Raw genomic sequence first — 11364 nt, 5'->3', positions numbered from 1 at the left:
CATAAATGACGGTGGTGTCCGTGCCTTCCGACATTGTCGAGAAGTAGCCCTTCAGCACATGGGTCGCGGTCTGGTCGGCGCTGCCGGCGAGCGTGATGCCGCGCTGCCTGGCGCGCGTCTGCAACTCCGCCGTCAGCGGTGTCGCCGCTTCCACCGACGCACCGACGATCGGCGCGATCTGTAGGCGGGTCTTCGACAGGATCGCAGCGCTTTGGGCAGATGTGACCGGGGTGGTGGCGGTTGCAGGAGCGCCCGCCGTGGTGCCGGCCGGTGCCGGAACCGTGGCTGCCGTGTTGCCTGACGTGGCGGGCAGCGTCTGTGCCGACGTCGCCGGCGGGGTGATGGCCGACGGTTCAAGCACGTCCTTTGCGTTGGTGCAGGCGGCAAGAGCCAATGCCACAAGCAATGACACGGTCGTCACATGCGATCGTCTCATTTGCCTTCTAACTCCTTGGCGAAGAACGCCTCCCATTATGGATTCACTGTACGATCAAGTCGAGATCATGGCGGGACAGCGGCTTGGGCTGGGATTCGGTGGTCAGGTAGGTGCGGCCAAGCGTCATCGCCGTCTCGGTGTCGGAATCCATGATGATCATGTGGGCGAACAGCGTCATGTTCGGCGCGATCGGTTCGGGGTTGCCCTGGTAGAACATCGGCATGTCCATCCAGGACGGCGTGAAGCGGGCGCCGACCGAGTAGCCGCAGGCGTTCAGCCGGTGCTTGGTCAGGCCGTGCGCTTCCATGGTGCGGGCATGCGCATCGAACACGTCGCCGAAGCTGTTGCCCGGCATCATCACCTTTTCGACGGCCAGAAGTGCTGCGCGCGCGGCGTCGAACAGTTCCTGATGGCGCTTCGACACCTTGCCGGTCAGCACCGTGCGCATCATCGGCGCATGGTAGTGGTTGAAGACGCCGGCCCATTCGAGCGTCAGCTGGTCGTTCTTGGTGAGCTTGCGGCGGCCGGCCTTGTAGCGGCACAGCAGCGCGTCGACGCCGGAGCCGATGATGAACTCGTTAGCCGGATAGTCGCCGCCGCCGGCAAAGACCGCGCCTTGCATGGCGGCCAGGATCAGGGCTTCGTCGCCGCCCTGCTTGATCAGCGGCAGGGCCGCGTCGAGCGCATCGTCGGAGAGGTTGGCGGCCCTCTCGGTCTTGGCGATTTCGGCCGGGCTCTTGAACAGGCGCAGCCGGCCGACAATGCCGGACGCATCGGCGATCTGGCCGAAGGTCTGCAACTGTTCGTCGAGCCGTCGGCCATTGAAGGCGGTCAGGCCGTGGGTGTCGTATTCGACGCCGATGCGGGCGCCGAGCAGGTCGAGCTCGTTGAGCAGATTGCGCAGGTCGACCGCCGGATTGGCACCGTTGCGGTCGGTCCACAAGACGATGTTGTCGATGATGGAGGTTTGGCGCGCCTGGCGCAGATCGGCCGAGCGGGTCAGAAGCACCATCGAACCGTCGGCCTTCACCACCAGGCACTGGAAGAAGCAGAAGCCGAATGTGTCGTAGCCAGTCAGCCAGTACATGCTTTCCTGCGCGAACAGCAGGATGGCGTCGAGCTTCTTCTCGGCCATCTCGATCATGAGCCGGTCGCGCCGCGCGTCAAATTCCGATCGTTCAAAATGCAACGCCATTATTCCCTCTCCAAAACGATTGCCGAAACCTGCCGGCCGTAATCGGGTTCCTTGCGGTGCGTGGTGCGCCGGTAGGAGTAAAACAGATCTTCCTCGGCATAGGTGCAGCGGCCGAGGCCCTCGGCCGTCACCCCGGCCTTGGCCAGCCGGTCGACCGTGTAGCGGTTGAGGTCGAACATCGCATGGCCGGGGGTTGCCGAGGGTGCGAAATAGAGGATGTTTTCAGCGTCGGCCTCGACGAAGCGGGCGATGAATTCCGGCCCGACCTCATAGTTGCCAGGGCCGATCGAGGGGCCGAGCACGGCGACGATGTTGTCGCGCCGGGCGCCAAGGGTTTCCATGGCGAGGATGGTGTTCTCGAGCACACCGGTGAAGGCGCCTTTCCAGCCGGCATGTGCGGCGCCGATGACGCGCGCCTCGGCATCCGCGAACAGTACCGGACCGCAATCGGCGGTCGAGGCGCCGATGGCGATGCCGGGCCTATCGGTGACGATGGCGTCGGCCTTGGGCCGTTCGTCGGCAAAGGGTTCGCTGACGATGATGACGTCGGGCGAATGGATCTGCCAGGCGGTCAACAGATGGCTCGCCGGCACGCCCATCCAGGCGGCGACGCGGCCGCGGTTCTCGGCCACCAGCGCCCGGTCGTCGTCCGATCCGGTGCCGATGTTGAGGCCCTGATAGATGCCGCTGGAGACACCGCCGATGCGGGTGAAATAGCCGTGCCGGATGCCTTGTGCCTGCGCCTTGTCCAGCAGCGGCGACCGAACGGGATCCGGTTTGGTCTGATTCAACATGCGGGCGTTGTTGTCCGTGTGGGCGGTTTCGTCAAGAAAAAGGTGCTTCGTCGAAAAGAAGGCGGAGCAGGCGGGTTGGCCGCTCTTTCGCCGGACGGGAGATTGGGAGGGACGGCGGTGAAAAGTCAATCCGCCGTGGCAAATGGCGTCGTTGCTGAGAGTGGGGCGGCCACGCCGCGCGGCAGCATGGCAAGCACCTTGAACAGATCGCCCATCGCTTGCGGCCCGGCGAGGCGCTCGACGGCTTCAGCGATCTTGTCGCGTGCCGCCTGGTCGGCATCGGCGCCGAGCCGGCCGGCGCGTTCGAGAATGCCCATGCCGAGCAGAAAGTCGCCCTGCGTCGACAGATGGGCGTCGAGGCCATGCGCGCGCACGGTTGCGGCAAGGGCGGCGAAATCGACATGGGTGGTGAGGTCGGCCTCACCGGGATTGGCCAGCACATCTTCGTGATTGTGGCTGCGCAAGGCCTGCAGCGTGTCGCCGACACCCGGCTGGAGATGGCCATAGTCGAGGAACAGGCCGGCGCCGCCTTCCTGGGATATACGCTCGGCGATGGCTGCCATCAGTGCGGTGCGGGCAGGCGCTATTTCGACGATCGCACCTTGCGGCGCCTCAGTTGCATCGGCGGGCAACAATGTCGGGTCGACCGAGCCGGCGCCGGCGAAGAAGCAAAGGTCATTGGTGTCATCGAGGCCAACCATGCGCTCGCGCCAGCCGGCACCGGCGCGGACGAATTGGCGGACGGGCACGGCGTCGAACAACTCGTTGCCGACGATGAACAGCGGCTGTTGCGGCAAGGTCTCGATGGTCTCGTGCCAGCGAACCGCGAAAGGTGTGACGCCAAGCGTCTGTTGCTGGACCTCTGTCAGGCGCGGGCTGGTCTCGATCATGGCGAAGATGACGCCGTTGGCCAGATCGGGATCAAGCCGCGACAGCGTGCGCAGCATGTCCTTCATCAGCGTGCCGCGACCGGGGCCGATCTCGGCGATGGTGGCCGGCAGCGGCCGGCCGCTCGCTGCCCAAGCCTGGTACATCCACACAGCGACCAGTTCACCGAACATCTGGCTGATCTCGGGTGCGGTGATGAAGTCGCCGGCCGCACCAAAGGGCTCGCGCGTCGTGTAGTAGCCGTCCTCGGGGTCGAACAGGCACAGCGCCATGTATTCGTTGACGGGAAGCGGCCCCAGGGCCTCGATCAGGTCGACGATGCGGGTTTTCAGCCGTGTCATGCCGGCTGCGGCTGTGCCACCGGCTTGGCGGTCAGCATCGCCCAGATACCGGCCAGCACCATCGGGGTAGAAAGGATCATGCCCATGGTCAGCCAGTTGGTGCCGAGGAGATAGCCGAGCTGCTGGTCGGGCTCGCGGAAGAACTCGACGAAGATGCGCGACAGGCCATAGCCGCAGATGAAGGCGCCGCCGACGAAGCGCGGCGTTTTCAGCTTGAGGCGCGAATGGGTGAGGATGCGCAGCACGAGGAACAGCACCACGCCCTCGAGCAGCGCCTCGTAGAGCTGGCTCGGATGACGGGCAAACGGCCCGCCATTGGGGAATTCGAACGCCCACGGCATGTCGGTTGGCCGGCCCCAGAGCTCGGAATTGATGAAATTGGCGACGCGCACCAGGCCAAGGCCGACCGGCACGCCGGCCGCCACGACGTCAAACAGCGACCAGGTGCGGATGCCGCGCTTGATGGAGAACAGCGTCATGGCAAGGATGACGCCGAGCAGGCCGCCATGGAACGACATGCCGCCCTGCCAGACGGCGAAGATGTCGAGCGGGTGGGCGATGTAACGCGGCAGGTCGTAGAACAGCACATAGCCGGTGCGGCCGCCGAGCACGACGCCGATGGCCGCCCAGACGATGAAATCGTCGAGGTCCTCCGGCTTCATCGGCAGGACGCCGTTCGGCCACAGCCTGGCATTGGCGGCGAGCCGCTTGGCGTACCACCAGGCGAACAGGATGCCGACGATGTAGCCGACACCGTACCAGTGCACCGCCAGCGGTCCGACCTGGATGAGGATCGGGTTGATGTTGGGGAAGGGCAAGGAAGCCAGGGGCAGCAGGAAATATTCGTTCAACGGGGAACTCTCGGTTGCAATCGCGCTTGGGCGCGGACCATGCGGCAGGGTTTTGGCAGGGTCAAGGCAAGGTAGATGCTCCCGACTTGATGCCGCAGCTGCCTTCAACGTTCTTGCATTCCGCGCGCAGCGCCACTAACTCAATTCAAGCAAGCGCGAGGATTTGCCATGTCGACCGGACCGAACCGCATTCTCGATGAATTCGCCAAGCTGATGACCGACGCCGCCGGCGCCGCCCAGGGCGTGCGCCGTGAGGTGGAGACCGCGTTCAAGGGGCAGGCCGAACGCATTCTCAACACCATGGACGTGGTGCAGCGCGAAGAGTTCGAAGCCGCGCGCGAGATGGCCGCCAAGGCTCGGGAAGAAAACACCCGCCTTGCCGCCCGCATCGAGGCGCTCGAGGCGAAGCTTGCCGAACTGGCCGGTGACGCCGCACCAGCGGCGGCGGCCAAGCCCCGCGCAAAAAAATAATCGTTAAACTTTTCCACATAGCCCGATCCTGAAAAGCGCTTTGCCGTGAATCGCTTAACGGCATTGCATGAATCTTTGTGACAGCGGCTTTCCACATGCGAATGACGCAGTGCGAAAAATTGGGCTGTTCACGCGACTCCCGATCAATAGACTGAATTTGTTGCATGATTCGGAGCAGGGTCATGCGGCCGGGCGGTGGGGTCCGGTCTGGGGTCTTTGTGTCGAGAAGTAGTCTTTTGCGCGAAGAAAGTCCTGACCGTCCGAGTTCTAGACAAGATTGTTCGTTGTGTGTGCCCTCCCGCGGAGCGTGTGGCGCGCTCGTACAGAACGACAGGAAGCATTCCATGGAACTTCTCGAACTCGAATTCTCCCGCGAAATCCATCCGGTGGATGTTATCGAGCAGGTGGCCCACAACAACGACTGGTCCTTTGAGCGGGCCGGCGACGACGAGATTTCGATCTCGGTTGCCGGAAGCTGGACCGACTATCACGTCTCCTTCTCGTGGATGGAGGATTTCGAGGCGCTGCACCTGGCCTGCGCCTTCGACATCAAGGTGCCGGAGACCCGTGCGCTGGAAGTGATGCGGCTCTTGTCGCTGATCAACGAGCAGATGCTGTTCGGCCATTTCGACCTCTGGGAGCAGGAGGGCGCGATCATGTTCCGCCAGTCGCTGCTTCTGGCCGGCGGGGTCGAGCCGTCGAGCCAGCAGGTTGAAGTGTTGCTGTCGTCGGCGCTGGAAGCCTGCGAATGCTATTTCCAGGCCTTCCAGTTCGTTGTCTGGTCCGGAACCTCGGCCAAGGACGCACTGGCCGGCGTGCTGTTCGAGACCTACGGCAACGCCTGAGTTAAAGACCAAGATGAGTTCGAGCAGCGAGCGCAAGCCCGAGATCAGTTTTGCCGATTTCGATCGTGTCGATATCCGCGCCGGCACGATCGTGGAGGCCGAACCGTTCCCGCAGGCGCGTAAGCCCGCATTCAAGCTGAAGATCGATTTCGGCACCGACATCGGCATCAAGAAATCGTCGGCGCAGATCACGAAATACTATGCGCCGGAGACGCTGATCGGCCGGCAGGTGTTCGCGGTGGTCAATTTCCCGCCGCGCCAGATCGGCCCGTTCATGTCGGAAGTTTTGACGCTCGGCTTTCCCGATGAGGAGGGCGCCGTTGTGCTCGGTGCCATCGAGCGCAAGGTGCCGGATGGCGGGCGGCTGTTTTAGGATCCCAACTGAGGATCAGAACCCACGCCTTCAGGCGAACCGGGATAGATTGATAATCCTTTTCGGCTGATGCTTCAGCATGGATTCGATGCGGATGACGTGACAGGAGTGGCGCGCGTGAACATCATCGGCTTTCCTGTCCGCGTCGACCAATTTCCTTATCCTGTATAATTTGAACTGCTTGCCTTCGGCGATTAATTCAAGGTTGCCGTGTCGTGGCGGGCCACTCTCCGGCCCGATTACCAGCAGATAGTCAAAGTCACGGGTCCAATGCGCTGCATACGCCGCCTCGACCGGTGGGGATGCACCAGCGGCGTAGGCCTCCAGCTCAGACATCGGGATAGGCCCGCCTTGCGGTACGGTCAGGTTTGCTACTTCCGGCCGGGGCCTCACCGGCTGTTTTCCCGGATAGGTGAACAGCGTTGGCATCAAAGCATCGCGTGTGACTACGGCCAACGCGGCAGCATTGTACATTGGATAAAGGAGCAGATTCGTTGGTGGGTCGTCTGGAGAGCCATTCTGGCCGGTAAGGATTCGCGAGCCCATTGGAATGGCGTCGAACGCGGTCATAAGCGTACGATATTCGCTGCGGCACGACAATTGCGCCCAGATCGTGATGCCACTGTTTGCAAGCCCGACGCCAAACGCCAGCGCGACGAAAAGTGTTCTGCGCGGGCCTTGCGGACACTTGATCGTGACGAAAGCTGGCAGGATCAGAATAAGTGCCAGAAGAACGCGCCCGTCGACAAAGGCCGTGTCTGCAATGCGAAACGGCATGATAATGAACAGGCACAGGAGCCCAATGCCTATCCAGCAGCCGACGCGAGAGACCGTCACCATCCTGTGCTTCACCGCAAGGTAAGTGGGAATGGTCAGCACCACCGTCACGGCTGAGGAAGTGTATCTGCTGAAGCCGTTGACTTGAACCAGTGCTACCAATTTTGCGGACAGGGCCCATTCGGTTCCTTCGCCACCCACTTTGCCGCCGAAGGCGAGCGCCAGGGCGCCAACTGCGACGACGGGAGCAGCCATTCCGGCAACCAGCAAGATCGTGCGTTTCCAGTTCTCAATATGGTCGGGCCAGCGCGAGAGCTCGTACAGCCCCACCACGATGCCATACAGGCCGAGGGCAAATAAGTGGGAGATGTACAGAACCACGACGAAGACGGCGTGGATGGCGAGGCGCAGCGGCAAAGGTCTTTCCGCGAGCCAAATCCAGACCGCGACGGCCCAAAGAGCGATCCCGAACGCGAATTCGAAATTCACGAATCCGAAAGCGAAAGGCATGGCGTAGAGGAAGAGCGAAGCAACGAAGCCGCTGAGGATCACACGCCCCTGCGCGGCCGCTCCGACGGCCATTGCTCCGCTAACGACCAGCATTTGCGCGATCAGATAGAAGAGCCTTGATGCCAACTCGATCCCGATCAAGCGTCCAGCGAACGGGACAATGAGATCCATGGCTAGATTAGGGTAGGGTGCCCACGCGGCTTCATAGTAGGGATGGGCCCCGGGCGTGCCGGCGCGCATCAGGATCGACATTCTTGCGAGATGATTTGGATAGTCTGCCATAGCCGGTATGTCGACGAGCAGTACTGGCAAGAGAGCCATCACCAGTAGAACAATCAGCAAGATACCTTCGGGCCTGATGAAATGGCTCGTGTAACTGTTGATTTTGTTGGAGGCTGTTGCTTCGAACATGCCGCAATGTAGGTAGAAATGGTAAATTTTGAGTCGCCGACAAAGATTATGGATTCTCCATGTCTTTGGGAGGGTGAGATGGCGGCGCGCTTTATATTAGCTGTCGATGATTATACAGTCTTGGACTGCATTATCATTTGAATCATTTGATCTGACGCACGCTTAGGCCGCCAGCTTGCGCGTCGTGCCCAGCGCTTCCTCGACCGTGTCGAGGAACATTTCCGCGCAAGCTTTCCAGCTGTAGCGCATGGCGCGTTCGCGTGCCTGCGCGCGGTCGACGTTGAGCGCGGCGAGCGAGGCCTCGCGCAGGTCGTTGGAGACCGCGCCGCCAAAGCCATCGCCGACGATGTCGATCGGCCCGGTCACCGGATAGGCGGCGACCGGCGTGCCGCTGGCCAGCGCCTCAATGATGACGTTGCCGAAGGTGTCGGTGCGGCTGGGGAAGACGAAGACGTCGGCCGAGGCATAGATCTCGGCCAGTTCGTCATTGGGACGATGGCCGAGGAAATGCGCCTGCGGGTACTTCGCCTTCAGCCTGGCAAGCTCGGGGCCTTCGCCGACGATAACCTTGCTGCCCGGCAGGTCGAGGTCGAGGAAGGCGGAGAGGTTCTTTTCGATGGCGACGCGACCGACGCAGAGGAAGATCGGGCCGGGGAAGCCGAGATCCTTCTTCTTGTCAGGGCGGAAATGATCGGTGTCGACGCCGCGCGTCCACGGCCGCAGCTTGGTGAAGCCGCGCGCCGAAAGGTCGTCGGCGAGCGACTGGGTGGCGACCAGCGTGCCCTGGCCGGAATTGTGGAAATCGCGCAGCCAGCGATAAGCCCAGCTTTCCGGCACCGGCAGGCGGGCGCTGAGATATTCGGGAAAGCGCGTGTGGTAGCTGGTGGTGAACGGCCGGCCGGCATTGCGGCAATAGCGCCGCGCCATGATGCCGAGCGGACCCTCGGTGACGATGTGGATGTGGTCCGCCTTGCCGGCTTCGATCAGGCGAGCGACATGGCCGGGCGTGGTCAGCGCCAGCCTTATGTCGGGATAGGTCGGCAGGGGCAAGGTGCGAAAGATGTTGGGCGTCAGGAAATCCACCGCGACATCGAAGGATTTCAGCGTTTCGGTGAGCCGCTCCAGCGTGTGGACGACGCCGTTGACCTGCGGGCGCCAGGCGTCGGTGACCATCAGTATGCGCATGGCGGCCCTTTGCAGGAAAGGTCGACGGTTGCCTTGAGACGATGCCGGAACGGCGACCAGCCTGCGGCTCTCGCTTCGCTCCAGCGCACCCGGGCGGGCACGGGGTCGAAGTGAGGCGGCAGGGCCGAATCAATTGAGGTCGCGCGCTTCATGCGCGCTCTTGACCATGGTTTCATGACGGGCGGATGAAGCCCGTCCTCCGCCGACTATGCCGGAACCTGGATGACGGCGCGAAGTCCGCCGAGCGGGCTGTCGTCGAGGGTGATGTCGCCGCCATGGCTGCGGGCGATGTCGCGGGCAATCGACAGGCCGAGCCCGGTGCCGCTGGCATCGAGGTTGCGGGCCTCGTCGAGCCGCACGAACGGTTTGAACACGTCTTCGCGCCGGTCTGCGGGAATGCCCGGACCATCGTCGTCGATGGTGACCAGAAGCGAGCCGCGGCCATGGGTGGCGTTGACCTCCACCGTCTTGGCATAGCGGAAGGCGTTGCCGATGACGTTGGACATCAGCCGGGCAAAGGCGTTCGGCCGCACATGCACATCGGGGTCGCCGGCAAGCGTCGTCGACAGCTTGCGCTTGCGCAGCCTGGCTTCCTCGCCGAGCTTCTCGAAATAGGCCTCGAGATCGAACCGTCCGGCGTCTTCCGAAGCCTCGCCACGGGCAAAAGCGAGATAGCCTTCGAGCATCGACTGCATGTCGTCGATGTCCTGGTCGAGCGCCGCCTTGGTCTCGGCCTTGCCGCCGGAAAGCGCAAGCTGCAGCTTGAAGCGGGTGAGGATGGTTCGCAGGTCATGGCTGACGCCGGTGAGCATGGCGGTGCGTTGCTCGATCTGGCGCTCGATGCGCTCGCGCATTTGCATGAAGGCAAAGCCGGCGCGGCGGACCTCCTCGGCGCCGCGCGGCCGGAAATCGCGCGGCATCGGCCGGCCCTTGCCGAAGCTTTCGGCGGCTTCGGCAAGCGTCAGGATCGGCCGGATCTGGTTGCGCAGGAAGGGAATGGCGATCATCAGGAGCACCAGCGAGGTGCCGACCATCCAGATCAGGAAGATGTGGGTGTTCGAGGCATAGGCCTGGCTGCGGCGCACGAAGACGCGCAGCACCTTGTTCTCGAGCTGGACGCGCACCTCGACGATGTTGGAATTGCCGACCGTGTCGATCCAGAACGGTCGATTGATCTGGCGCGTGATCTCGGACGACAGAACATCATCCAAAATCGAGAAGAACGGCTTTGGGCCGGGCGCGGGCAGCGGGTCGGGCGGCAAGAGGTCGACCTTCAGCTGCATGCGGTCCTGGGCGATGCGGATGATGTTGGTGTAGTCGGCGTCGCGCGGATAGGTTTCGATCAGGTCGATGATGGCGGCGATGTCGCGCACGGTGGCCTGCGACAGGCGCTGCGTCACGGTTGCCCAATGGCGTTCCATGAAGACAAAGGCGACGACCGATTGCAGAAGGATCATCGGCGCGATGACGATGATCAGCGAGCGGGCATAGAGCCGCTTTGGCATGTAGAGCGAGACGAGGCGCCAGAAGCGGTTCCAAGCGCGCGGCACCGCCTTCAGCGTCCGCGTGGCGCGTGCGCTCAAGCCGCCATTGCCCGGCTGTTCCAGTTCCGTGGTTGCCATTCGCTCTTTTCGCTTGCCCGCAGCCGTTCAGCCAGCCGCAGGCGGCATTCTATTCCACGCTGAGCCGATACCCAATACCGCGTACGGTCTGCAGCCAGACCGGATTGGACGGATCGCGCTCGATCTTGCGGCGCAGCCGGTTGATCTGGACGTCGATGGTGCGCTCGCCGACTTCCGAATCGTCGCCGACAAGCTCGTGGCGGGGTATCGTCTCGCCTGCCCGCGCGGCGAAGATCGCCAGGATCTCCTGCTCGCGGTCGGTCAGCTTCAGCGCCTCGCCGCCACGCTTCAATTCGCGTCTGGCGATCTGGAAGGTGTAGGGGCCGAAGACCAGCTGCTCGACCTTGGGCGTGGTGGCAGGGCCACCGCGGCGCAGGATGTTGTTGATGCGCAGGATCAGCTCGCGCGGATCGAAGGGTTTTGGCAGATAGTCGTCGGCGCCGGCCTCCAGCCCTGAGATGCGGCTGTCGGTCTCCGACAGCGCCGTCAGCATCAGGATCGGTACGTTCTTTTCGGCCCGCAGCGACTTGGTCAAGTCGACGCCCGTCTCGCCAGGCATCATGACGTCCAGCACCAGAAGGTCGAAGTCGAGGCCGGCAAGCTTGCGCCTGGCTTCGCCTGCATTGCCGGCGACGGTGACGCGAAAGCCGTTTTCGGTCAGATAC

12 protein-coding genes are annotated in these 11364 nt (G+C 63.0%); 3 read left to right on the top strand and 9 right to left on the bottom strand.

Going from position 1 to position 11364, the window contains the following annotated elements; all coding sequences use genetic code 11:
• The 5 genes from EN993_RS23465 to lgt all read right to left on the bottom strand — a co-directional run.
• Positions 1-436, bottom strand: a 436-nt coding sequence (locus EN993_RS23465) for a hypothetical protein (RefSeq protein ID WP_127264943.1), incomplete at its 3' end; no start/stop codon positions are given.
• A 43-nt stretch (positions 437-479) separates the two neighbouring features.
• Positions 480-1631, bottom strand: a complete 1152-nt coding sequence (locus tag EN993_RS23460) for a Xaa-Pro peptidase family protein (RefSeq protein ID WP_127264942.1) — start codon at positions 1629-1631, stop codon at positions 480-482.
• Positions 1631-2425 (bottom strand): peptidoglycan editing factor PgeF, encoded by a 795-nt coding sequence (gene pgeF / locus EN993_RS23455; protein ID WP_127264941.1) that lies wholly within the window; start codon positions 2423-2425, stop codon positions 1631-1633. Before pgeF ends, EN993_RS23460 begins: the two co-directional genes overlap by 1 nt.
• Before the next feature lie 125 nt (positions 2426-2550).
• Positions 2551-3654 carry a class I SAM-dependent methyltransferase gene (locus EN993_RS23450; protein WP_127264940.1) on the bottom strand — a complete coding sequence of 368 codons (1104 nt, stop codon included), beginning with the start codon at positions 3652-3654 and terminating at the stop codon, positions 2551-2553.
• Positions 3651-4505 (bottom strand): prolipoprotein diacylglyceryl transferase, encoded by an 855-nt coding sequence (gene lgt / locus EN993_RS23445; protein WP_127264939.1) that lies wholly within the window; start codon positions 4503-4505, stop codon positions 3651-3653. Before lgt ends, EN993_RS23450 begins: the two co-directional genes overlap by 4 nt.
• A gap of 168 nt (positions 4506-4673) precedes the next feature.
• Between lgt and EN993_RS23440 the strand changes: the two genes are divergently transcribed.
• The 3 genes from EN993_RS23440 to EN993_RS23430 all read left to right on the top strand — a co-directional run bounded on the left by EN993_RS23440 (position 4674) and on the right by EN993_RS23430 (position 6194).
• Complete coding sequence (locus EN993_RS23440; protein WP_109659791.1) at positions 4674-4976, top strand: accessory factor UbiK family protein; 303 nt, start codon at positions 4674-4676, stop codon at positions 4974-4976.
• 344 nt (positions 4977-5320) lie between these two features.
• Entirely contained in the window at positions 5321-5821 is a 501-nt protein-coding gene (locus EN993_RS23435; protein ID WP_013893499.1) for a YbjN domain-containing protein, read from the top strand.
• 13 nt (positions 5822-5834) lie between these two features.
• Positions 5835-6194 carry a tRNA-binding protein gene (locus EN993_RS23430; RefSeq protein ID WP_109659793.1) on the top strand — a complete coding sequence of 120 codons (360 nt, stop codon included), beginning with the start codon at positions 5835-5837 and terminating at the stop codon, positions 6192-6194.
• Between the two features lie 30 nt (positions 6195-6224).
• Here EN993_RS23430 and EN993_RS23425 read toward each other — a convergent pair whose 3' ends face one another.
• From EN993_RS23425 to EN993_RS23410, 4 genes are all read right to left on the bottom strand, one after another.
• Positions 6225-7892 (bottom strand): hypothetical protein, encoded by a 1668-nt coding sequence (locus EN993_RS23425; RefSeq protein ID WP_164757771.1) that lies wholly within the window; start codon positions 7890-7892, stop codon positions 6225-6227.
• 162 nt (positions 7893-8054) lie between these two features.
• Complete coding sequence (locus EN993_RS23420) at positions 8055-9077, bottom strand: glycosyltransferase family 1 protein (RefSeq protein ID WP_109659797.1); 1023 nt, start codon at positions 9075-9077, stop codon at positions 8055-8057.
• A gap of 206 nt (positions 9078-9283) precedes the next feature.
• Positions 9284-10699, bottom strand: a complete 1416-nt coding sequence (locus EN993_RS23415; protein WP_109659799.1) for an ATP-binding protein — start codon at positions 10697-10699, stop codon at positions 9284-9286.
• Between the two features lie 49 nt (positions 10700-10748).
• The coding region (locus tag EN993_RS23410; RefSeq protein WP_164757770.1) for a response regulator transcription factor at positions 10749-11364 on the bottom strand (616 nt) is incomplete at its 5' end.

Source organism: Mesorhizobium sp. M7D.F.Ca.US.004.01.2.1 (genome assembly GCF_003997785.1).
Taxonomy (GTDB): Bacteria; Pseudomonadota; Alphaproteobacteria; order Rhizobiales; family Rhizobiaceae; genus Mesorhizobium; species Mesorhizobium loti.
This window is presented reverse-complemented; position numbering and strand designations above follow the sequence as displayed.